Below are 23158 nucleotides of genomic sequence, written 5' to 3' on the forward strand. Positions count from 1 at the left end.
ACCCCATGTCGACACCCGCCTCCTCCCTGGAAACCCTCCGCACGCTCCCCGCGCGGCGCCCCGGCGTGCGCTGGGCGCTGCGCGTGCTGCGCTGGGCGCTCACGCTCGCCGTCACGTTCGCCGGGCTGCTCGCGCTGACTTTCGTGATCGGCCGCAAGGTGCCGATCGACCCCGTGCTCGCGATCCTCGGCGATCGCGCGTCGGCCGACGCATATGCGGCCGAACGCATCGCGCTCGGGCTCGACAAGCCGCTCGCGACGCAATTCCTGATCTACGCGCGCGACGTGCTGCACGGCAATCTCGGCATGTCGCTGCTGACGGCGAACCCCGTGCTCGACGACATCAAGCGCGTGTTTCCGGCCACGCTCGAACTCGCGACGCTCGCGACGCTGATCGGCATCGCGATCGGCGTGCCGCTCGGCGTCGCGGCCGCGGTCAAGCACAACCGGCCGATCGATCACGTCGCGCGCTTCGTCGGGCTGATCGGCAGCTCGGTGCCCGTGTTCTGGCTCGGCCTGATGGGCCTGCTGCTGTTCTATGCGCGGCTGCACTGGGTCGCGGGGCCCGGCCGGCTCGACCCGGTGTTCGACGGGATGGTCGACACGCGCACCGGCAGCCTGCTGATCGATGCGGCGCTCGCCGGCGAATGGGACGTGTTCCGCAACGCGCTGTCGCACATCGCGCTGCCGGCGGCGATCCTGGGCTACTACTCGGTCGCCTACCTGAGCCGGATGACGCGCTCGTTCATGCTCGACCAGCTCGGCCAGGAATACATCGTCACCGCGCGCGCGAAGGGGCTCCCGGAAGCCCGCGTGATCTGGCGCCACGCGTTCGGCAACATCGCGGTGCCGCTCCTGACCGTGATCGCCCTCACCTACAGCAACCTGCTCGAAGGCTCGGTGCTGACCGAGATCGTATTCGCGTGGCCGGGACTCGGCTCGTACCTGACGGGCGCGCTGCTCAACGCCGACATGAATGCCGTGCTCGGCGCGACGCTCGTGATCGGCGCGATGTTCATCACCGTCAACCTGCTGACCGACGCGCTGTACCGCGTGTTCGATCCGCGCGCGCGTTGAGGACCGTTACCTGATGACCGCTTCACTGCTCGTTGTTCCCACGCTTCGCACGCAATCCGCGCCCACCGGAGGCCGCCGATGAACCCCGCACGCGTCACGCTGCGCGCGTGGCTGCTCTCCGACGCGCCGGCCTCGCGCTCACAGGCCGCGCTCGGCCTCGCATACCGCCGCTGGCGCCGCTTCGCCGCGAATCCGCTCAACCTGTTCGGGCTCGCGATCCTCGTCGCGCTGCTCGCCGTCGCGATCGTCGCCCCGCTGATCACGCCGCACGACCCGCTGCGCCAGGTGCTCGCCGACCGGCTGCTGCCGCCCGGCTCGCCGTCGCACTGGCTCGGCACCGACCAGCTCGGCCGCGACATCCTCTCGCGGCTGATCGGCGGGTCGCGCCTGACGCTCGGCATCGCGCTGCTGGTCGTCGCGATCGTCGTGCCGATCGGCCTCGCGATCGGCACGACGGCCGGCTATGTCGGCGGGTTCGTCGACAGCGTGCTGATGCGCATCACCGACGTCGCGCTCGCGTTCCCGAAGATCGTGCTCGCGCTCGCATTCGCGGCCGCGCTCGGGCCCGGCGTGATCAACGCGGTCGTCGCGATCTCGATCACCGCGTGGCCCGCATATGCGCGGCTCGCGCGCGCCGAGACGATCCGCATCGCGCAGGCCGACTACATCCATGCCGCGCGGCTGCAGGGCGCGTCCGGCCCGCGCATCCTGCTGCGCTACATCGTGCCGCTGTGCATGTCGTCGGTGATCGTGCGCGCGACGCTCGACATGGCGGGCATCATCCTGACCGTCGCGGGCCTCGGCTTCCTCGGCCTCGGCGCGCAGCCGCCGAGCCCGGAATGGGGCTTCATGGTCGCGTCGGGGCGCAACGTGCTGCTCGACGCATGGTGGGTCGCGACGCTGCCCGGCGCGGCGATCCTGCTCGTGAGCCTCGCGTTCAACCTGCTCGGCGACGGGCTGCGCGACGTCTTCGATCCGCGACATGGAGCGTGACATGACGACGAATCTCGACTCCACGCCGCTGTGCGAAATCGACGGGCTGCGGATCGGCTTTCGCGGCCACGACGGCGCCGTCACCGATGCCGTGCGCGACCTGTCGCTGACGCTCGCGCCGGGCGAGCGGCTCGGCATCGTCGGCGAATCGGGCTCCGGCAAGTCGCTGACGGGCCGCGCGCTGCTCGGCCTGCTGCCCGAAGCCGCGCGCTGGTCGGCGCGCACGCTGCGCTTCGCGGGCCACGACCTGCTCGCGATGGCGCCGCGCGAACGCCGGCGGCTGTGCGGCAGCCAGATGGGGATGATCCTTCAGGATCCGAAGTATTCGCTGAACCCGGTGATGACGGTCGCGAAGCAGATGGGCGAGGCGTTCCGGCTGCACGAGCCGGGGCTGCGCGGCCGCGCGCTGCGCGAGCGGATCGTCGATGCGCTCGCGGCCGTGCAGATCCGCGATCCGGCGCGCGTGGCCGATGCGTATCCGCACGAGCTGTCGGGCGGCATGGGGCAGCGCGTGATGATCGCGATGATGGTGTCGACCGGCCCGCGCCTGCTGATCGCCGACGAGCCGACCTCGGCGCTCGACGTCGCGGTGTCGATGCAGGTGCTTGCGGTGCTCGACGCGATGATCGCGCGGCACGGCACCGGCCTGATGTTCATCAGCCACGACCTGCCGCTCGTGATGTCGTTCTGCGACCGCGTCGCGGTGATGTACGCCGGGCGCGTCGTCGAGACCTGCGCGGCGCGCGACCTGCGCCACGCGACGCATCCGTACACGCGCGGCCTGCTCGCGGCGACCCCGCCGCTCGCGAACCCGCCCGACGAACTGCCGGTGCTGCAGCGCGACCCGGCCTGGCTGGCGGAGGCCACGCAATGATCGATATCAACCACGTCTCGATCCGTTTCCCGACCCGCACGGGTCACGTCGACGCCGTGCGCGACGCGAGCTTCGCGGTGCGCGAAGGCGAGGTGTTCGGGCTCGTCGGAGAATCCGGCTCCGGCAAGTCGACGCTGCTGCGTGCGCTGACGGGCCTCGTGCCGGTGGCGTCCGGCAGCCTGTCGATCGACGGCCGGCCGGTCGGCGGCAAGCTCGATCGCGCATTCCGCCGCCAGGTGCAGATGGTGTTCCAGGACCCGTACGCGTCGCTGCATCCGCGCTTCACGGTCGACCAGACACTGCGCGAGCCGCTGTCGATCCATGGGATCGGCGACGCCGATGCGCGGATCGCGCGCGCGCTCGCCGAAGTCGGGCTCGGGCCCGCGTTCCGCTTCCGCTACCCGCATCAGTTGTCGGGCGGCCAGCGGCAACGCGTCGCGATCGCCCGCGCGCTGATCGTCGAGCCGCGCGTGCTGCTGCTCGACGAACCGACGTCCGCGCTCGACGTGTCGGTGCAGGCCGAGATCCTGAACCTGCTGCGCCGCCTGCATCGCGAGCGGCGCCTCACGATGATCCTCGTCAGCCACAACCTCGCGGTGGTCGGCTTCCTGTGCCAGCGCGCCGCGGTGATGCAGCACGGCGAGATCGTCGAGCAACTGTCGGTCGAGCACGTGCGCGCCGGGCAGGTCACGCGCGACTACACGCGCACGCTGCTGCGCGCGACCGAGGGCTATCGCCGGATCGATCCGGCAATCGACGCGAGCGCCGCGTAACATCGGCGCAGCATGTCCGCGCGGGAACCCCTGCGCGTCGCGCGGGTCCATTCCGCATTCGTCAATGCAAGGAACCGGAGGTACGCATGCTGCAATTCGTCGAAACCCTGGTGGTCGGGTTCATCATCGGCCTGCTCGCCCGCGCGCTCAAGCCGGGCAACGACAGGATGGGCGTCGTGATGACGACCGTCGTCGGTGTCGTCGGCTCGCTGATCGCCGGCTACGTCGGCCACCTCGCCGGCTGGTATGCGCCGGGTCAGGGCGCGGGTTGGATCGCGTCGATCATCGGCGCGATCGTGCTGCTGGTGATCGTCGGTGCGGTGCGCAAGTGCGCGGGCTGAACGCACGCCGCGTCGCGTCACCGAACGGCCGCTCGTTTCGAGCGGCCGTTTTGCATTCGGGGTGCCGCAATGCGAAGCGCATTGCAAGCACTTCGTCCAACCGACGATCGTAATGCGCCCGGTATTACCCTGACTTGCGCCAACGCAGCGACCGCATATATTCAATCGTACAGATTCGAATTCATTTGACTTTCTCCGTTGTTTCCCTGATTTCCCCTCAAGAGGTTCGATGAACTTGCCGTTTACGCACTCAGCTTCGCAGCGTTGACGGACTGCCATTCGAGCGGCCTCGCTGCGACGCGCTTCTACCCTGGAGCCTGTCATGAAGCCACGCTTGATTGCCGCCTCGTTGCTGTTGGCTGCCCCGCTTCTGGCCACGTCCCCGTCCTTTGCCGGCGGGGCGTCCGGCGTCATCCACTTCAGCGGCATGATCGTCGAGCCGCCCTGCTCGTTCTCGCTCGATACACCCGACGCCGCACCCGCGCGCGTGCGCCCGGACTGCCCGCGTCCCGCGGCCGGGCAAATCGCGTTCGTCGACGCGGCGAGCCAGCAGGCAGTCAAGACCACGACCTTTACTCAGGCTTCGCGCGCAATCGTTTTACCTAAGCGTCCGGACAACGATCGTGCGCCGATGATCGCGGTCGTGACGTACCAGTAACGCCGGCTGCCCGCGTCGCGCGCAGCGGGCTGCGCACGCCTTCGGCGCGGTCGCGTGTCAGTCGCGATGGCGCGCGATCCAGTCGCTGAATGCGCGGATTTTCTGCTGGCTGCCGGCGCTCTCGGGATAGACGAAGAAGTAACGCGCGCCCGTTTCGAGCACGACGTCGAACGGCCGTTCGAGCCGGCGCGCGCTGACGTCGTCGTCGACGAGCGTCACGTCGCCGATCGCGACGCCGAAGCCTTCCATCGCCGCGTTCGTCGCGAGATCGAGCGTGTCGAAGCTCGGCCCGCGATCGGCATCGACCGTGCGCACGCCGGCGTGGTCGAGCCACGCGCGCCAGTCGCGATGGTCGCGCGTCGGGTGCAGCAGCGTGTGGCGCGCGAGATCGCCGATCTCGGCGAGCGGCGCCGTTTGCCGCAGTCCGGGCGCGCAGACGGGCGTGAGCCGCTCGTCGAACAGCGGCAGCGCGCAAACGTCCGCGCCCGGCGACGTGCCGTAGACGATCGCCGCATCGAACGGCTCGGTCGCAAAATCGACGTCGTGCTGCCACGCGGTCGTGATCTGCACGTGCAGATCGGGGTGCTCGCCCTGGAAACGCATGATGCGCGGCAGCATCCAGCGCATCACGCAGGTCGGCACCTTCAGCGCGAGATCGGTGCGCTGCCGCGTGAGCTTCATCGAGATGTCCTCGATCCGTGCGAAGCTCTCGTTGACGACCGGCAGCAGCTGCTCGCCTTCCGCCGTCAGCGTCAAGCCCTTCGCATGCCGCTTGAACAGCGGAAAGCCGTAATGCGCCTCCAGCGTCTGGATCTGCCGGCTCACCGCGCCCTGCGTGATGCAAAGCTGCTCGGCCGCGCGCGTGAAGCTGCGGTGACGAGCGACGGTCGAGAAGATCTGCAGCGCGTGCAAGGGCGGAAGTCGGCGCATGGCGAAGCGAAGTGAGCGGACGAAACGCGCGCCGCCTTCGGCGCGCGCAGACCGACACGATAAGCGAAACGCCGGTTTCGCGCGAGGCGGCGCCCCGGGCTGTCGGATAGCGGTGAATCGGGCAGCGGTGAAATCAGCCGGCGGCAAGCGCGGCGGCCGCGATGCGCGCGGCCTCGGCGACGACGTCCGCGCGCGGAGACGCATCGGCGCCCGGCTGCGTAAACGACGCCGCGATGACGAGCGGCGCATGCGACGGCGGCCACACCACGGCGACATCGGTCGTCGTGCCGTAGCCGCCCGTCCCGGTCTTGCCCGCGACGCGCCAGTCGGACGGCACGCCCGCGCGAATGCCCTTGACGCCGTTCGCAGTGCCGAGCAGCCACTTCGTCAGTTGCGCGCGCTCCGGTGCGCCGAGCGTATCGCCGAGCAGCAGCCGGCGCATCGTTTCGGCCATCGCCAGCGGCGTCGACGTGTCGCGCTCGTCGTCGGGCCGCGCCGTGTTCAGCTCGGGCTCCCAGCGGTCGAGGCGGAACAGCGTGTCGCCGCTGGCGTGCGCGAACTCCGTGACCGTCTGCGGGCCGCCGAGCACGCTCATCAGCAGGTTCGCCGCGGACTTGTCGCCGGATTGCAGCATCGCTTCGCACAGTTGCCCGATCGTCATGCCGGTATCCGCATGCCGCTCCGTGACGGGCGAGCCGGGCACGAGCTCGTAACGCCGATACAGGATGCGACGCGGCAGCAGCGATGCGTCGAGCGCGCTGCGCGCGAGCATCGCTGCGGCGGCAACGACCGCGAAGGTGCCGCAGAGCGGGAAGCGTTCGCGTGACCGGTGCGCGATCCGCGCGCCGGTCGCGGTGTCCAGCGCGGCGACGCCGAGCCGGCCGTTCGACGCTCGTTCGAGCGCGTCGAGCTGCGACTGCGCGACACGCAGGTGTTCATGATCGCCGACGGGGGCCGGCGCGCACGCGGCGACGAACGGCGCGGCGACGGCGGCAAGCAGCAGCGAGCGGCGTGACGGAGAGTGATCCATGGATGGCGGGTCGACTGCTTATCGGTGGCGGCCTGTCGGGACGAGCATTCACGCTTGCGCGAACGGCCGCGCGCGTGCTCGTGCGCTGGCGACAAGCGTAGCAGCGACCGCGCGCGTATTCCAGCGGCAGCCGTGCCGCCGTGCCGCTGTGCTCAGCCTTGCGTCGACGGCAGGTACGGCATCGGGTTCACCGGCTTGCCGTCGCGCCGCACCTCGAACAGCAGCGCGACGCGCGAATTGTCGAGATCGCCCATCTCGGCAATCTCGTCGCCCTGGCGAACGACGTCGCCCGTCTTCACGAGCAGCTTGCGGTTGTGCGCGTAGGCGGTCAGGAAGTCCGCGTTGTGCTGGACGATGATCAGGCTGCCGTAGCCGTTCAGGCCGACGCCGGCATACATCACGCGGCCGGCGGCGGCCGCGCGCACCGGGTCGCCGGGCTGGCCGGCGATCTGGATTCCGCGGTTCTGGCCGGGCCTGAACGATTCGATGACGCTGCCGCGCGCGGGCCACGACAGCGCGACGCCGCTCGCATGCCGTTTCATGTCCTTGACGACCTGGCGATCATTCGCCGACAGCGCGGCCGGCGGGCTCGAGGCCACCCCGCTCGCGGCGCCGGGCGCGGCCGCCTGCGGCGCCGTCGCGGCCGGCGCCTGCGGCGCTTGCTGCTTCACGATGCGCAGCGCCTGCCCTGCCCGCAGCCGGCTGTGCGCGCCGAGCCTGTTCCACGTGCGCAGGTCGGCCACGCTGCAGCCGTTCGCCGACGCGATGCGCGACAGCGTGTCCCCGCGTTTGACGATATAGCGATGCGCGACCAGGATCGGGGCTGGCGGCGGCGTGGACGCGGCGGCGGCCTCCGACGGGGCCGCGTTCTGTGCCGACGCGCCCGCGAGCGTATCGCTCGGCGGCACCGGCGGCGTGCTGGCGCAGCCGGCCATGACGAAGACGGCGCCCAGGGCCGACAGCCATGCCGTCCTGACGTTGATCTCGCGCTGTTTCATGGTCGACACGACTCCGATTTGACAATCTTTCAAGCATCTCAAAAACGTCGCGGCCGACGTGTAACCGGTTGCAAACATTGATGACAAACGATCACGGAGCGAGCGGCGGCGCAGACTCGATACCGGTAATACGGTCAAATCGGGAAAAACTTGACGCCTGGCGACAGGATTCGCGCAAAAAATTCCGGCGTCACCTCAACCATTCGGCCAGGTCCGAACAGGCGAGCGCGACGCCGACGCACAGAAAGAACAGGTGCAGCGCGATCTTGAACGCCACGCCCCACGACGGATCGACATGCATGACGGGGCTCCTCGGGTTGGTGTGCGGGCATGATCCGGCAATGTTCGCGCCCCGAAAATGCGGAACCGGCGAAGCCTGCCTCAGGCAATGCCTGAGCCCGCGCCCGCCGTTCCTGCTACCTTATCGGCAAACCCAACGACATCCGTCCCCATCATGCGCTTCGACCTGACCGACCTGCGGCTTTTCCTGCACATCTGCGAGGCGGGCAGCATCACGGGCGGCGCGGAACGCACGCACATCACGCTGCAGGCCGCGAGCGAGCGCATCCGCGGCATGGAGGACGAGCTCGGCGTGCCGCTGCTGCACCGGACCAAGTCGGGCACGCAGGTCACCGACGCCGGACGCGCGCTCGAGCATCATGCGCGCACGGTGCTGCAGCAGATCGACCACATGCGCGGCGAGCTGCAGCAATACGGCCGCGGGCTGCGCGGCCATATCCGGCTGCTGTGCAACACCGCGTCGCTCAGCGAGTACCTGCCGGACGCGCTGGCCGAGTATCTGCCGCATCATCCGAAGCTGTCGATCAGCGTCGAGGAGCGGTCGAGCCAGGACATCGTGCACGCGATCCGCAACAAGACGGCGGACGTCGGCATCGTCGCCGATTCGGTCGGCCTCGGCGGGCTCGAGCAGAAGCCGTTTCGCGAGGACTGGCTGATCGCCGTCGTGCCGGCCGGCCATCCGCTCGCCGCGCGCGACAAGGTCGCGTTCGACGAGATCGTCGATTCGGATTTCATCGGCCTCACCGACGGCAGCGCGCTGCAGGTGCATCTCGCGGATCAGGCCAGGGCGCTCGGCAAGCGGATCCGCTACCGCGTGCAGTTGAAGAGCTTCGATGCGATCTGCCGGGTGATCGAGAGCGGCGTGGGGATCGGGATCGTGTCACGGCATGCGGCGTCGCGGGCGATGCAGACGATGGATGTGCGGATGGTCGAGCTGTCCGATGCGTGGAGCCATCGGAAGCTCACGCTGTGCGCGCGGTCGTTCGATGCGTTGCCGAAGTACACGCGGGAGTTCGTCGGGTTTCTGGCGGGCGAGCCCGCATGCGAGTAAGTCCATCAGCACGCTCATTCCGGCTGCCTGCAGGTCGCGTTGCAGCCGGTGCGCCGCGTCCCGGCAAGCCTGCCGCTCCCAGTCGGTCGGCACGGCGTCGAAGGTGTTGAACGCGTCGCTGCCCCAGAATCCCCGCCCGTCGCGCTGACGGTCGAGCAACAGCATCACCAGGCGCGAGATGCCGACGCCGAAGCAGCCCATTCTGACGAATTGGGGAAGGCGCGATGGCGAACCGGCAGCCCGCCGCGCGCCATCTGGTTTTGCCTGAGGCTGCCTCGGGCGCGCGCGGCGGGCGGTTCGGCGGTTTGGCCGCAGCCGCCTCAACCCTTGCGGGAAGCCCCCCGCCCCTGCTCGCTGTCGAGGTGCGCCATCTGCGCGGCCGGATAACGGTCGCCGGCAGCCGCCCCGGCGGGCACCGCCGCTTCGATGCGCGCGAGGTCATCGGCCGTTAGTTGCATCTCAAGCGCCGTCAGCGCGTCTTGGAGTTGCGTGCGCTTGCGCGCGCCGATCAGCGGCACGATGTCGTCGCCGCGCGTCAGCGCCCACGCGATCGCGACCTGCGCCGGATTGCTGCCCTTTCCGTCCGCGACCGCCCGCAGCGCGTCGACGAGCGCGAGGTTGTGCGTCAGGTTCTCGCCCTGGAACCGCGGGCTCGCCGCGCGGAAATCGCGCCCCACTTCCCGCGCCGCCGACCAGCGCCCGCTCAGCAGCCCGCGCGACAGCACGCCGTACGCGGTCACGCCGATCCCGAGTTCGCGGCAGGCGGGCAGGATCTGCGCCTCGATGTCCCGCGACAGCAGCGAATATTCGATCTGCAGGTCGGCGATCGGCGCGACGGCCGCGGCGCGGCGCACCGTGTCCGCGCCGACTTCCGACAGCCCGATATGCCGCACGTACCCTGCCTTGACGAGATCGGCGATCGCGCCGACCGTCTCCTCGATCGGCACCGCCGGATCGACGCGCGCCGGCCGGTAGATGTCGATGTAGTCGGTGCCGAGCCGCTTCAGCGAATACGCGACGAAATTCCGGATCGCCTGCGGCCGCGCGTCGTAGCCGACGAACGCGCCCGCCGGATCGCGCAGCGCGCCGAACTTCACGCTGATCACGACCTGCTCGCGTGCGTGGCCGCGCAACGCGTCGCGGATCAGCATCTCGTTGTCGCCCATCCCGTAGAAATCGCCGGTGTCCAGCAGCGTGACGCCGTGGTCGAGCGCCGCGTGCAGCGTCGCGATGCTCTCCGCGCGGTCGGCCGGCCCGTACATGTCCGACATGCCCATGCAGCCGAGCCCGATCGCCGACACCCGCGGGCCCGTGCGGCCCAGTTGACGCAGTTCCATGTCCCGTTCCTCGCAATGTTGAGTGGATGGAGCGGATTCTGGCGGCGTTCCGGCGCGCGATAAAGGCGAAAGAATCCACCAATCCATTCGACGCTGATTAACAATGGAGCCTGTCCTCATCCGCCGGATCTCCCGCCCCGCATGGACCATCTGCACGCTATGCGCATCTTTGCGCGCGTCGCCCATCTCGGCAGCTTCACCAAAGCGGCCGAACAAATGCAGCTACCGCGCCCGACGGTCAGCAATGCCGTCCAGTACCTCGAGAAACATCTGAAGATTCGCCTGCTGCAGCGCACGACGCGACGCGTCGCGCTGACCGCCGAAGGCGCGACCTACTACGAACGCTGCGCGCGGCTGCTCGCCGATCTCGACGACGCCGAAACGCTGTTCGAGGACGCCGGCGCGTCGCCGCGCGGCGTGATCCGCGTCGACCTGCCCGAGCGTTTCGCGCTGGACAAGGTGATTCCGGCGATTCCGTCGTTTCACGCGCGGTACCCGGACCTGCGCATCGTGATGAGCACCACCGACCGCTTCGTCGACCTGATCGCCGACGGGATCGATTGCGCGGTGCGGGTCGGCGCGCTTTCCGACACGTCGCTCGTCGCGCGGCGCATCGGCGAGCTGGCGCAGGTCAACTGCGCATCGCCGGCCTATCTCTCGCGCCACGGCACGCCCCGCTCGCCCGACGACCTGCCGGAGCACGTCGCGGTCGGCTATTTCTCGAGCCGCACGGGCCGCGAGCTGGACTGGGAATATGCGGACATGGATACCGGCGAGATGCACGCGGTGAAAATGCGCAGCATCGTGTCGGTCAACAGCTCGCAGGCTTACCTGGCTTGCTGCGTGGCGGGGCTCGGGCTGATCCAGGCGCCGCGCGACGGCCTCGACGCGCCGCTCGCGGACGGCACGCTCGTCGAAGTGCTGCCGGAATGGAATGCGGCGCCGCTGCCGGTATCGGTGGTGTTTCCGCACGGCCGGCACCTCGCGCCGCGCGTGCGGATTTTCGTCGACTGGCTCGCGAACGCGCTCAGCCGGCCGGCAGAGGCCGGCTGAACAGCGCCGCAGCGGGTTCAGGCCGCGTCAGGCCGGTTGCACGCGCACGCCGGACGCGCCCGTCAGAACCCGTCAGAACTTGTGGCGAATCGCCGCGCGCACGGCGAACTGGTTCGACGACGACGACGGGCCGTCGGTGCCGACCACGTAGCCGCCGTCGGCGGCCGTGCCGGTCCGGTCGCCGGCGACCTTCTGCCACGCGCCCTGCAGATACACGTCGGTGCGCTTCGACAGGCTGTAGTCGGCCATCAGGCCCACGGTGTGGTACTTCGGCTTGATCGGGCCGGTCGCGGCGTCGAACTTGCCGTCCGTGTACACGTACTGCGCGCCGACGAAGAAATCGGACGTCAGCTGGTACTTGCCGTTGATCTCGAAATTCTGGAACTTGGTCGCGGTCAGGCCAAGGCCCGAGAACGTCGCCGTCGGCAGATAGACGGTCGACACCGGGTTCTTCACGTCGGTCTTCGTGTAGACGAAGCCGACCGTCGCCGGGCCGAACGTGTAGTTGATGCCGCCGCCGAAGATGCGCAGGCGGTCGGCGACGAAATTCGCGTCGTCGGCCGCGATCGCGCCCGCATTGCCGTTGCCCGGGCTGTTCGCCTGCAGGTAGGCCGCGGCGACCTGCAGGCCGGCCAGCGAATACTGTGCGCCGATGCTGTACTGGCGGTTGGTCGAGAAGCCGGTGCTGTTGCTGAAGCTGTAGGTGCCGCCGACCTGCAGGCCGTTCCAGTCCGGGCTCGCGTACTTCACCGTGTTGTTGACGCGGAACGAGTTGTCGGTGTTGTCGTTGTCGAACGGATGCGAGAACAGCGTGCCGCCCCAGTTGCCGTTCGCGGTCAGCGGCGCGAGATAGTCGACGAGCGCATCGTACTGGCGGCCGAACGTCAGCGTGCCGAAGCGCGACTCGGACAGGCCGACGTACGCCTGGCGGCCGAACATGCGGCTGCCCTGGCCGAGCCGGCCGTTGTTCACGTCGAAGCCGCTTTCCAGCACGAAGACCGCCTTCAGCCCGCCGCCCAGGTCTTCCGAGCCGCGCAGCCCCCAGCGGCTGCCCTGCGCATAGCCGCTCGCGAGCTGGTAGTTGGTCTTGCCGACACCGTTCACTCGGACATTGTTCGTATAGTTGAAGCCCTCGTCGATCAGGCCGTACAGCGTCACGCTGTTCTGCGCGAACGCCGGCGCAGTGAAGGCGGCAAAGGTGGCAAGCGCGGCGGCGGAAATGACGTGCTTCTTCATGGCGAATCTCCAGAACCGGATGGCCGGGCACACCCTCGAGGCGCTCCGGCGTGAGTCTTGTATGGCCCGCTCGGCGGGCGGCGCGGGGTGGCACGCCGCGCAATGTCCAAAATGGTGTCACGTCGGAAACCAATCGTCTACCGGGGAGCGGCTCCGCTTCGGCAAGCGTTGCGCCCTTCCAACTGGCCCCATTGTGCCGATTGCCGGGCAAGCCTTGCGGGCCGCGGGCGGCGACTATGCCATTCGCGTAAACCCGAAAAATGTCGCATCGATGGCACAATGCGCATCTGTTTGTCACATTTCCTCACGAATACATGCTTGACCCCGATTCATGCGCGGCGTGTGCCTGCCGCGCACGCGGCGGGCGCCGGGAGCCGGGCCGATGAGCGCCGCCGCCAAGCCCGGCCGCTACGCCGAGCTCGATTTCTTCCGCGGCCTCGTCCTGCTCGTCATCGTCATCGACCACATCGGCGGCAGCATCCTGTCGCGCGTCACGCTGCACGCGTACGCGCTGTGCGATGCCGCCGAGGTCTTCGTGTTCCTCGGCGGCTTCGCAACCGCGATCGCGTACAACTCGCTCGCCGAGCGCCACGACGAGGCCGCCGCGCGCCAGCGCTTCATCCGGCGCGCGTTCGAGATCTATCGCGCGTTCCTCGTCACGGCCGGCCTGATGCTGCTGATCACCGCCGCGCTGAGCGCGCTGGCGATCGACGGCCCGAACATGCCGACCAACGATCTCGACGGGCTGATCCAGAAGCCGCTCGCCGCGCTGCGCGACATCCTGCTGTTCCGGCGCCAGCCGTACCTGGCGTCGGTGCTGCCGATGTATGCGTTCTTCGCGCTGCTCGCCCCGCTCGCGCTGCCGCTCGCGCGCACCCAGCCGTGGCTGCTGCTCGCGTTCAGCACGTCGCTGTGGTTCGCCGCGCCGCACGCCGCCGCCTACCTGCCGACCGTCGAAGGCACGCCGTGGGACTTCAATCCGTTCGCGTGGCAGTTCCTGTTCGTGCTGGGCGTGATCTCGCGCTGCCAGCCGGTCTACCAGACGCTCGCGCCGAAACCGCAGGGCTGGCTGCTGACGGCCGCGTCGCTCGCGATCGTCGCCGCGGGCGCCTATTACCGGCTGCGCATCGAGCCGTTCCCGACCGATCCGTCGATCAAGCAGAACCTCGGCGCGCTGCGGCTCGTGAACTTCCTCGCGATCGCGTGGCTCGCGGCCAAGCTCGTGCACCTCGGCTGGATGAAGAAGGTCGCGCACGCAATGCCGTGGATCGGCACGATCGGCCGCCAGGGCCTGCTGAGCTTCGTCGCCGGCACCGCCATCTCGCTCGCGGTCGATTCGCTGCTGTACCAGGCGACCGACGGCTACCTCGACGTGCCGCTCGGGCTGACCGCCGACGTCGTCGCAATGGGCCTGCTGTATCTCGTCGCCAAGCTCTACGCGCCGCTGACGTCGCGGCTGCCGTTCCGCGCGCGGCGCTAAAGCGCACGGCCGTCATCCGCCGCTGCTACGATAGGCGGCGACACTCCTGAACCCGCTCGACATGCGCCGATTTCTCCTCCTGCTTGCCGCCGCGCTGACCATCGGCTTCGCCGACTCCGCCGAAGCCACCCCTTCCGCCCAGACGGCCCAGGCCGCCCCGATCAACGACGACAGCAGCGTCGTGATGCGCACGTTCCGTTCGGCGGCGCTGCAGCGCGACTGGTCGTACACGGTCTACCTGCCGCCCCGCTACAACCCGGAAGGCGCGCGCTACCCGGTGCTGTACCTGCTGCACGGCAATGCGGGCAACGCGAACGACTGGATCACGCAGGGCCGGCTGCAGGCCACCGCGGACACGCTGATCGAGCGGCACGACATCCCGCCGGTGGTGATCGTGATGCCGCAAGGCGGCACCGACTGGTACGTCGACCGCAAGGAGCGGATGCAGAGCGCGTTCCTCAACGACCTGCTGCCGGACGTCGAGGCGCACTTCGCGGTGTCGAACCAGCGCGCGGGCCGCGCGATCGGCGGCGTGTCGATGGGGGGCTTCGGCGCGCTGCGCTTCACGCTGCTCGAGCCGGGCCTGTTCTGCGGCGCGATGCTGCTGAGCCCGGCCATCTATGCGAACGAGCCGCCGCTGAACTCGGCGGCCCGCTATGTGGGCGTGTTCGGCGACAAGCAGTTCGACTCGCGCGTCTGGCACGAGCTGAATTACCCGGCGCTGCTGCGCGGCTATTTCGCGCGGAGCTGGCGCGTGCCGATGTTCATCGCCGTCGGCGACGACGACCTGTCGATCCAGGCCGAATCGAGCGTGCTGTATACGCAGCTACGCCGCGCGCAGAACCCGGCCGAGCTGCGCGTCGTCGACGGCGGCCACACGTGGGACGTGTGGCGCGGCCTGATCGCGCCGGCGCTCAGGTACACGCTCGAATGCGTCAAGTAGGAACGGCGGCAGGCGCGGACGACGCAAGCTTGCGCGCCTGAGCGGGTTGCGCCGGCCGGCCTGACGACGAGCCGGCCGGCGCTTCCGCTGCGTGACGGAACCGCTTCCCGGATCAGGTCACGCCTGATCCATGCGGTGCAACGCCGCCTTGTACATCGGCCTGCGCACCTCGGCGTAGAAGCCGATATTGGTCCGCAGCCTGGCCACGTCCTCGTCCGTCAGGGCTCGCACGACCTTGGCGGGTGCGCCGAGGATCAGCGAGCGCTCGGGAAACACCTTGCCCGCCGTGACGACGGCGCCGGCGCCGACCAGGCACTGACGACCGATCACCGCGCCGTCGAGCACCACCGCCTGGATGCCGATCAGCGAGCCCTCGTCGATCGTGCAGCCGTGCAACACGGCCTGATGGCCGACCGTCACATGCGCGGCGATCGTCAAAGGGCACCCTGCATCGGTGTGCAGCACGGCCCCGTCCTGGATGTTGGTGCCGGCCCCGACGACGATCGGCTCGGTATCGCCACGCAATATCGCACCGAACCAGACGCTCGAATCCGCGCCCAGCCGGACGTCACCGACAATCGTCGCCGTGTCCGCCACGAACGCACTCGCATGGACGGTGGGCACTCGGTCGCCCAATCGATAGAGAGTCATCGAACGTTCGCTCCGTCATGCGCGCTTCAGTTGCGGTTGACGCGACTTGCCGGCCGGCAGGCCGAGCATGTCCCGCACCTCGGCCGCGGTTTGCACGGCGACGCCCCTGGCGAGCAGGTCCTCGCGCAGCATGCGCACCTGCTCCCATGTGCCGCGCGCCTTGCGAACGCCCCCGGGAACCCGGCTGTCCTGCACGTTCAGGCCGTCCTCCAGGCCGATGCGCACCCCGTCCAGTTGTAACGCGTGCGCGAGATCCGCCAATAGCGCCTGCAGCGGCCCCGGCAGCAGCAACGACACGAGCGATGACGGAAAGCTGTCGCGCAGCCGTGCGACAACCGGCTTCAGCTGTTCGACCGCGAGATCGATCGCACGCTGCCTGTCGGTTGCGTCGCCGGTCGCCACGCAACGGGTGATTTCCTGCCTGACGGCAGGCGCGATCAGCGAATCGTCCTCCACTTCCCCGCTGACCGGATCGCGACGATATTGATCGACGGCCGCCACCAGCATGAACAGCACGGGCTGGCCGGTCGCTTCGAGGAACGCCCGGTACAGGGTCGTCGCGTTGTCGATGATCGTGTGATTGAATACCTCCACCTCCGGGCGCGTGCCGACGCGCTGAAAATGCGCGAACTGCTCGGCCAGGAAATCCGGCGCGTTGTCGTAGCCGCCGCCGCCCTGGAAAATCACCGCGCCCGGGCTCAGCGACGCGACCTCGGGCACCGCCGCCTCGCCGTAGGATTTCAGATGGGCGCGCCGCAACGTGCTGCGCGAGCCTTGACGGTCGCCCCGCACGCTCGTCGACAGGTTCAGGATCGCCGTCGTATCGGCACGCCTCACGGCCGGTACGATCGCGTCGTAATGATCGACGACGATCTGGTTGCGCTGCGTGCCGACCGTGACGACGCCCAGTCCGGGAATCTCGAGTTGCGCACGGTCGCCGAGTTCACGCGTATGCAAATGCACGACCGCCGCCCCTTCCCGGATCGAGCGGACGGTTTCGTCCACGATCGCATCCGGCGTGATCGGCAGAACCGGCGAGCGCCCCTTGCCCGCCTGCCAGTAACCGGCGCCGCACGCTTTCCAGCCGGATTTCTCCAGCTTCGCCAGCAGCCCCGGCGCGTCTTCGCGAATCGAATCGATCAGCCCAGGCGGGAAATAGCTGTGCAGCTTCGCGTGATCCCAGACGAGGTCGCCGCGGTCGTTGGCCACCCATCCGTAGGTCGTCAATTGCAGCACGATTCGCCTGGCCAACTCGACCGACGACAGGCCCGCCAGCCATTCACGCGGGATTGCGGCGCTGCCGGAAGCCTGCGCGGGCGGCGCATGCCAGGCTCCATCCCGATGCGTCCATCCCATTTCCTCCAATGCCAGACGAGCGGCAGGCTGGTTGAATAGTTGTGCCAAAAAATCATCGGAAATAGAAATACCATGTCCCGATTCGATTAACCATCCGCCGGCCGGAACGGTTTCCCAGCCGTCGGATTTCAAACGATCGACGATTTTCTCGGCTTGCGCGGAATTGAATAACTGGTGAACGAGACAGGACGGAATGAAAGTCGGCTCGAGCGGATCGAGCCACTTCGGCACGGCCCCAGTGGGTGCGGCAGTGATGTACATACGCGTCATGGGAAATCTTCCTGTTGGTTGAGAAGAAATACATGAAGCAACGTTGCTTACGATCAGCTTATATAAACCACCCAGAAATACAAGGCTTCTGAAGTAAAAATGATTGGAAAATGAAAGAAATATTTGAGAAACGCTGAAATGATTTGATTGATTATTTGAGAAGCGCAGAAATTGTTTAAACCAACTAAAAACTCCGGCAATTTGCAGACACGCGTGAGTCGCGATCGTGGCAAAAAAAGCGCGTACACGGCCGAGCCTGCCGACGTCACCGGCACAACCGCAAACGGCACCTGGGGCAGCGCCGAACGGTAGAAAAATATTCCCCTAAAGGTGCAATTCCCAACGAAATTTGGATCCTTTTTCCCGGTTGCACCCCGTATCATTTCCTGCACTCCAGCGCAGCAACCGAAAGAAATGAGCGAGAACAACACATTGCATTACCTCGACTACGCGGCGACGACGCCTGCCGATCCGCGTGTGATCGAATCGATGGCCGCCTGTCTCGGCGTCGACGGCATATTCGGCAACCCGGCGTCGAGTTCGCATCGGGCGGGCAGGCTGGCGCGGGCAAAGGTGGAACGGGCACGCGAGCAGGTTGCCGCGCTCATCGGCGCGGATGCGGACGAAATCGTCTGGACGTCGGGCGCCACCGAATCCAACAACCTGGCGCTCAAAGGCTACGCAGATAACGCACGCGAAAAACGCCACCTGATCACGAGCCGCATCGAGCACAAGGCCATTCTCGACACGATGGCCAGCCTTTCAAGGCACGGCTTGTCGGTCTCCTACCTCACGCCGACGCGCGACGGCGAAATCACGGCCGACGCCGTGGCGGCGGCGATTGGCCCCGAGACCGGCCTCGTGTCGCTCATGCTCGTGAACAACGAGATCGGCACGCTCACGAACATCGGCGAGATCGCGCGAGTCGTGCACGCCGCCGGCGCCCTGCTCCACGTGGATGCCGCGCAGGCGCTCGGCAAGACCCCGATTGACGTCCGCGCGCTCGGCATCGACCTGATGTCGATGTCGGCGCACAAGGTCTATGGGCCCAAAGGAATCGGCGCGCTGTTCGTCCGTCGAGACATTGCGGACCGAATCGCGCCTCAAATGCACGGTGGCGGACACGAGCGGGGCCTGCGCTCGGGCACGCTCGCCACCCATCAGATCGTCGGCATGGGGACCGCGTGCGAACTGGCGGCCGATGAACTCGGGACCGACAGCGCACGGATTTCCGCGCTCAGCGCGCGCTTAAGGGATGCGGTGCTCGCGATCGGGGACGTCGAGCAGAACGCGGCCGCGGCGCGACGCATCCCGCATACCTTGAGCCTGACCGTGAATGCGCCCGGGTTCTTCCCGTTCATGCTGGGCGACGCGCTCGCCGTGTCGTCCACCTCCGCGTGCAATTCGGCCGCCGGCACGCCGTCCCACGTCCTGACGGCCATCGGCCTGGACGCGGACGCGGCCGGCCGCACCGTCCGCATCAGCGTCGGACGCTTCACGACGGAGGAGGACGTCGATTTCGCGATCGCCTGTTTCCGGCAAGCCATCGAGCAATGCCGGTCCACCGCGGCAAACGGGTTCGCCGCGTCGCGCCAGATCATGCCGGATGACCTGAAAGCCATTCGCGACGCGGGCTTCCGCGCCGTGATCTGCAACCGGCCCGACGGGGAAAGCGCCGATCAGCCGGCCTTTGACGAGATCGCCGCCGCGGCCCGCGAACTGGGGCTCGACGCGCGATACCTCCCCGTCAGGTCCGATCACATCGGCGACGCGGAAGTCGATGCCTTCGGCGCGATGGTCGACGCATTGCCGAAGCCCGTTCTCGCCTATTGCCGAAGCGGAAATCGCGCCGGGTTGCTCTGGAATCGGCTGGCGACTCGGCGGACGGCCTGACTCGCCGGTTCGCAGCTTGAAGACCACCTCTTGTTTCAGGAGGTGGTCTGTGACCCGAGATTTAGGACCTGGCCCATTCAGCTCCCCAAAACACTCTTCTGCGCTCGCCCACAAGCTGGCGCGTCGCGGCCGCCCACCATCAAGTGTTGCGTCGCACAACGTCGTCCAGTATAATTTAGGGTTCCCCATTTAGCGCGCACCAGAATCCGCGAAGAGGCATACCGGCCTCGACTGTCCGCGCGCCATCCCACGATTTCGTTCGCACGTCGACGGGCTTGACAGCCTGTCGTATCCGCAACGATCGTCGGCCAACCTGCGGAGGAGAATGTATTGGCAAATCCAGTTCGCGACGATTCAGCATCCCGTGTGATCCCGGTCACGTCCAAGACCAGCCGCCGCGCCCCGAAGGGAAAGACCCAGGGCGTCGCCACACCGGTGGACATCGCGTCGACCGCTCGCCAGGACGAGGAGCGCCAACGCCAGATGCGTGCGCTGATCGCGCTTGGCCGCGAGCGCGGCTATCTCACCCACGCGGACATCAACGATCACCTGCCCGACAATTTTGCGCAAACTGCTGCGATGGAAACGATCGTCAGCACGTTCAGCGATATGGGCGTGGCCGTGTACGAGCAGGCCCCGGACGCGGAGACGCTCCTGCTGAACGACGCCACGGCTGCCGTTGCATCCGATGATCAGGCGGACGAGGAAGCGGAGGCCGCACTGTCGACCGTCGATTCCGAATTCGGTCGCACGACCGATCCGGTCCGGATGTACATGCGTGAAATGGGCGCCAGCGAACTGCTGACCCGCGCCGGCGAAATCGAGATCGCAAAGCGCATCGAAAGCGGCCTGCAGGACATGATTCAGGCGATCGCCGCATGCCCGACGGTCGTGTCCACGATTCTTGCCGACGCGGACCGCATCGCGGCCGGCGAACTGCGCATCGACGAACTGGTCGATGGCATCAGCGACGCCACGGATGAAAGCGAAATGACGCTTGAAGCCGACGAAGTCGAAGTGGAAGCCGACGCCTCCGACGATGATCCGGACGGCGACGACGACGAAGCGGACGCCGGCGATTCGGAGAAAGCGAACACCGCCCGCCTCGAGGAGCTCACGAGCGACAGCCTCGCGATTTTCGCGCGCGTGCGTGCGCTGTTCGAACGGTTGCCGGATGTGCCGGCTGCCGACAAGGCGCGCTCCGCGGCCGCCGTGCAGGTGCGCTCGGAGATCCAGCGCGAACTCGCGCCGATCCGCTTCACCGCCAAGACGATCGATCGCCTGTGCGCCAGCGTGCATGACCAGGTCACCGAGGTTCGTGCGATCGAGCGCAGCATCCTGGAGATCGCGGTCGACCGTTGCGGCATGCCGCGTGACGCGTTCGTCGAGTCGTTCCCGGGCCACGAGACCGACCTTGAATGGACCAGCCGCACGGCGGCGACTTCGAAACAATTTGGCGCGGCGCTCGAGCGGCACCTGCCGGCCATCCAGGCCGGGCAGCAGAAACTCATCGACATCGAGTCGCGGGTCTCGCTGCCGCTCCAGCAGCTCAAGCAGATCAACCGCCAGATGAGCGCCGCGGAGTCGAAAATGCGGCAGGCCAAGCGACAGATGATCGAGGCGAACCTTCGCCTCGTCATTTCGATCGCCAAGAAGTACGTGAACCGCGGGATGCAGTTCCTGGATCTGATCCAGGAAGGCAATATCGGACTGATGAAGGCGGTGGACAAGTTCGAATACCGGCGCGGCTGGAAGTTCTCGACGTACGCCACCTGGTGGGTCCGGCAGGCTGTCACGCGTGCGCTGGCCGATCAGGCGCGGACCATTCGCGTGCCGGTCCACATGATCGAGACGATCAACAAGCTGAACCGGATTTCACGCGAAATCCTGCAGCAGACCGGGCAGGAAGCGCATCCCGCCGTCCTCGCGAAGCGCATGGAGATGTCCGAGGAGAAGGTGCGCAGCATCCTCAAGATCGCCAAGCAGCCGGTCTCGCTCGAGACCCCGGTGGGCGACGATGCGGACGCGACGCTCGGCGACATGATCGAGGATGTCTCCGCGAGTTCGCCGGCCGAAGCCGCGATTCACGCGAACATGCGCGCCGCGATCGACGAGGCGCTCGACGGGCTGTCGCCGCGCGAGGCCAAGGTGCTGCGGATGCGATTCGGGCTCGATACGACCTCCGATCACACGCTCGAAGAGGTCGGCAAGCAGTTCGACGTGACCCGCGAGCGGATCCGTCAGATCGAGAGCAAGGCGATGCGCAAGCTGATGCACCCCAGTCGCGCGGACAAGCTGAGGCCCTTCCTCGAGCGATGAGCAAGGGCGCCGGCGCGTCCGCCCTTGCGACGCGCCGCGCCAATCGCGCAGCGATCATGCTTCGGCCTGATCGCTGCGCCGCCGCGCCGTGGTCGCGGCGTGGAAGACTTACAGCGGCTTGATGTTCGCTGCCTGCTTCCCTTTCGGGCCCTGCTTGACGTCAAAACTGACCTTCTGGCCCTCTTGAAGGGACTTGAAGCCGCTTCCCTGTACCTCGGAGAAGTGCGCGAACAGGTCTTCGCCGCCGTCGTCCGGCGTGATGAAGCCAAAACCTTTCGTATCGTTAAACCACTTGACGGTACCGGTTGCCATGTTCTGAATGTTCCACGGAAAGCTGTTTAGATAGCGCCGCCAGCGTGCGCCAGACGTGCGGCTACCTTGTATCACAGGTGAGCCGGCGCCGACAATCGAGGTTTTTCGGCCGACGATTTCATTCGGGCAGCGGATGTCGCCGATTGATCAAACACGCATGATGCGCAAATCTCACACATCCGGATCCGGAATCCGCGCCGACTGGATCACGACGAGCGTATCGCCGGCCTGGATCCGGCACGGCGGGTCTTCGTAGAACGAATGGATCTTGCCGCCGCGGTCGAGCCCGACGACGATCGCCCCCGGCACGACGTTCGTCATGCAGCCGATCTCGTGCTTCATCGCCGGCCGTTCGACCAGCGTCGCGCGGCCGCGGGTCGACAGCATGTCGTTGACGAACGGCACGATATAGCGGCTCTGCACCGCATCCGCGAGCAGCAGCGCGCCGATCTTCGTCGACGACACGATCACGTCCGCCCCCGCCTGCCGCAGCTGCCGCTGGTACAGGTTCTCCTGGATGCGCACGACGATCTTCGTGTCGGGCGCAATGCTGCGCACCGACAGCGTCAGCAGGATCGCGGTCGGATCGTCGGTCACCGAGATGATCACCGCCTTCGCGGCGCGCACCTGCGCCTGCTGCAGCAGGTCCTCGTGCGCGGGATCGCCGAGCAGCCCGGTCACGCCGAGCGAGGTCGCGGCCTCGAGCGCCTGCTGCTGCGAGTCGATCACGATCACCGTCGCCGGATCGACGCCGCTTTCGAGCAGCTCGCGCACGGCGATCGAGCCGGACAGGCCGTAGCCGCACACGACGATGTGATCGGTCAGTTGCTTTTGCAGGCGTTTCATGCGGAATTCCTCGACGACGCGCTGGATCACGAACTGATACGCCGTGCCCAGGAAGATGAACCAGATGCCGATGCGGATCGGCACGATGAAGAAGGCATCGATCAGGCGCGCCCGCGCGGTGACGGGCACGATGTCGCCGTAACCGACCGTCGCGACCGTGACCATCGTGAAATAGACGAGATCGGCGATGCCCATCGGCGTGCTCTTCGTCGAATCGCGCAGGCCGTCGCGATCGAGATACAGCACGAGGAACGCGAGCGCGCACAGGAACACGACGAGGGCAAGGCGGAACAGCAGCGTGCGATGCGGCGACGTCGCGGGGCGCGTGAACAGCGTGCGCGCGCGCGGCGCCTGCCACGGATTGCGGGCGCGGCGCAGGCGGGAGCGCAACGACCGGCGCTGGGCGGTGGGCGAAGCCAACGGACACTCTCCTGATGG

Annotated in this window: 22 protein-coding genes; 12 read left to right on the plus strand and 10 right to left on the minus strand. The window is 67.6% G+C overall.

Annotated elements, in window-relative coordinates; genetic code table 11:
- The first annotated feature begins 5 nt into the window (after positions 1–5).
- The 6 genes from KY49_RS30845 (at position 6) to KY49_RS30870 (ending at position 4715) form a co-directional block, all read left to right on the plus strand.
- A complete protein-coding gene (locus KY49_RS30845) occupies positions 6–1076 on the plus strand; it encodes an ABC transporter permease (RefSeq protein WP_042588102.1) in 1071 nt (356 codons plus the stop codon).
- Positions 1077–1154: 78 nt separating this feature from the next.
- Complete coding sequence (gene nikC, locus KY49_RS30850; RefSeq protein WP_042588103.1) at positions 1155–2069, plus strand: nickel transporter permease; 915 nt, start codon at positions 1155–1157, stop codon at positions 2067–2069.
- Positions 2059–2943 (plus strand): ABC transporter ATP-binding protein, encoded by an 885-nt coding sequence (locus KY49_RS30855; RefSeq protein ID WP_080405544.1) that lies wholly within the window; start codon positions 2059–2061, stop codon positions 2941–2943. Before nikC ends, KY49_RS30855 begins: the two co-directional genes overlap by 11 nt.
- On the plus strand, positions 2940–3716 hold the full coding sequence (locus KY49_RS30860; RefSeq protein WP_042588105.1) for an ABC transporter ATP-binding protein: 777 nt from the start codon (positions 2940–2942) through the stop codon (positions 3714–3716). The genes KY49_RS30855 and KY49_RS30860 overlap by 4 nt, the downstream gene beginning before the upstream one ends.
- Before the next feature lie 86 nt (positions 3717–3802).
- Positions 3803–4057, plus strand: a complete 255-nt coding sequence (locus KY49_RS30865) for a GlsB/YeaQ/YmgE family stress response membrane protein (protein WP_042588106.1) — start codon at positions 3803–3805, stop codon at positions 4055–4057.
- Positions 4058–4379: 322 nt separating this feature from the next.
- On the plus strand, positions 4380–4715 hold the full coding sequence (locus KY49_RS30870; protein WP_042588107.1) for a type 1 fimbrial protein: 336 nt from the start codon (positions 4380–4382) through the stop codon (positions 4713–4715).
- Between the two features lie 57 nt (positions 4716–4772).
- Here the strand turns inward: KY49_RS30870 and KY49_RS30875 are convergent, their stop codons facing one another.
- The 3 genes from KY49_RS30875 to KY49_RS30885 form a co-directional block, all read right to left on the minus strand.
- Entirely contained in the window at positions 4773–5645 is an 873-nt protein-coding gene (locus tag KY49_RS30875) for a LysR substrate-binding domain-containing protein (protein ID WP_010089606.1), read from the minus strand.
- Between the two features lie 133 nt (positions 5646–5778).
- On the minus strand, positions 5779–6675 hold the full coding sequence (gene bla / locus KY49_RS30880; RefSeq protein ID WP_042588108.1) for a class A beta-lactamase: 897 nt from the start codon (positions 6673–6675) through the stop codon (positions 5779–5781).
- A 152-nt stretch (positions 6676–6827) separates the two neighbouring features.
- Positions 6828–7673: a peptidoglycan DD-metalloendopeptidase family protein gene (locus KY49_RS30885; RefSeq protein ID WP_042588109.1), complete on the minus strand. Its 846-nt coding sequence runs from the start codon at positions 7671–7673 to the stop codon at positions 6828–6830.
- Positions 7674–8127: 454 nt separating this feature from the next.
- On the opposite strand from KY49_RS30885, the gene KY49_RS30890 reads away from it, so the two are divergent.
- Complete coding sequence (locus tag KY49_RS30890) at positions 8128–9024, plus strand: LysR substrate-binding domain-containing protein (RefSeq protein ID WP_042588110.1); 897 nt, start codon at positions 8128–8130, stop codon at positions 9022–9024.
- 320 nt (positions 9025–9344) lie between these two features.
- Here KY49_RS30890 and KY49_RS30895 read toward each other — a convergent pair whose 3' ends face one another.
- Complete coding sequence (locus KY49_RS30895; RefSeq protein ID WP_042588111.1) at positions 9345–10361, minus strand: aldo/keto reductase; 1017 nt, start codon at positions 10359–10361, stop codon at positions 9345–9347.
- Between the two features lie 141 nt (positions 10362–10502).
- Here KY49_RS30895 and KY49_RS30900 point away from each other — a divergent pair, with 141 nt between their 5' ends.
- Entirely contained in the window at positions 10503–11414 is a 912-nt protein-coding gene (locus KY49_RS30900) for a LysR family transcriptional regulator (protein ID WP_042588112.1), read from the plus strand.
- A 72-nt stretch (positions 11415–11486) separates the two neighbouring features.
- On the opposite strand, the gene KY49_RS30905 is transcribed toward KY49_RS30900, so the two are convergent.
- Entirely contained in the window at positions 11487–12650 is a 1164-nt protein-coding gene (locus KY49_RS30905) for a porin (RefSeq protein ID WP_042588113.1), read from the minus strand.
- Positions 12651–13032: 382 nt separating this feature from the next.
- Between KY49_RS30905 and KY49_RS30910 the strand changes: the two genes are divergently transcribed.
- Positions 13033–14130 carry an OpgC domain-containing protein gene (locus tag KY49_RS30910; RefSeq protein WP_042588866.1) on the plus strand — a complete coding sequence of 366 codons (1098 nt, stop codon included), beginning with the start codon at positions 13033–13035 and terminating at the stop codon, positions 14128–14130.
- A gap of 61 nt (positions 14131–14191) precedes the next feature.
- On the plus strand, positions 14192–15073 hold the full coding sequence (locus KY49_RS30915) for an alpha/beta hydrolase (RefSeq protein ID WP_042588114.1): 882 nt from the start codon (positions 14192–14194) through the stop codon (positions 15071–15073).
- 117 nt (positions 15074–15190) lie between these two features.
- Here the strand turns inward: KY49_RS30915 and KY49_RS30920 are convergent, their stop codons facing one another.
- From KY49_RS30920 to KY49_RS37890, 3 genes are read right to left on the minus strand one after another with little or no spacing between them, the layout of a single operon-like run.
- Complete coding sequence (locus KY49_RS30920) at positions 15191–15724, minus strand: gamma carbonic anhydrase family protein (protein WP_042588115.1); 534 nt, start codon at positions 15722–15724, stop codon at positions 15191–15193.
- 15 nt (positions 15725–15739) lie between these two features.
- Entirely contained in the window at positions 15740–17350 is a 1611-nt protein-coding gene (locus tag KY49_RS30925) for a 3-keto-5-aminohexanoate cleavage protein (protein ID WP_042588116.1), read from the minus strand.
- Between the two features lie 53 nt (positions 17351–17403).
- Complete coding sequence (locus KY49_RS37890) at positions 17404–17781, minus strand: hypothetical protein (RefSeq protein ID WP_156162645.1); 378 nt, start codon at positions 17779–17781, stop codon at positions 17404–17406.
- On the opposite strand from KY49_RS37890, the gene KY49_RS30930 reads away from it, so the two are divergent.
- Positions 17765–19243: an aminotransferase class V-fold PLP-dependent enzyme gene (locus tag KY49_RS30930; RefSeq protein ID WP_042588117.1), complete on the plus strand. Its 1479-nt coding sequence runs from the start codon at positions 17765–17767 to the stop codon at positions 19241–19243. The two genes, KY49_RS37890 and KY49_RS30930, sit on opposite strands and share 17 nt — an antisense overlap.
- Before the next feature lie 330 nt (positions 19244–19573).
- Positions 19574–21562 (plus strand): RNA polymerase sigma factor RpoD, encoded by a 1989-nt coding sequence (rpoD, locus tag KY49_RS30935; RefSeq protein ID WP_175550654.1) that lies wholly within the window; start codon positions 19574–19576, stop codon positions 21560–21562.
- Positions 21563–21670: 108 nt separating this feature from the next.
- Here rpoD and KY49_RS30940 read toward each other — a convergent pair whose 3' ends face one another.
- The gene (locus KY49_RS30940; RefSeq protein WP_042588119.1) at positions 21671–21874 is read right to left on the minus strand and encodes a cold-shock protein; all 204 of its coding nucleotides are present in this window, start codon (positions 21872–21874) and stop codon (positions 21671–21673) included.
- A 171-nt stretch (positions 21875–22045) separates the two neighbouring features.
- On the minus strand, positions 22046–23140 hold the full coding sequence (locus KY49_RS30945) for a potassium channel family protein (RefSeq protein WP_042588120.1): 1095 nt from the start codon (positions 23138–23140) through the stop codon (positions 22046–22048).
- Positions 23141–23158: the final 18 nt, after the last annotated feature.

This window comes from Burkholderia sp. MSHR3999 (assembly GCF_000833595.1).
GTDB lineage: Bacteria > Pseudomonadota > Gammaproteobacteria > Burkholderiales > Burkholderiaceae > Burkholderia > Burkholderia ubonensis.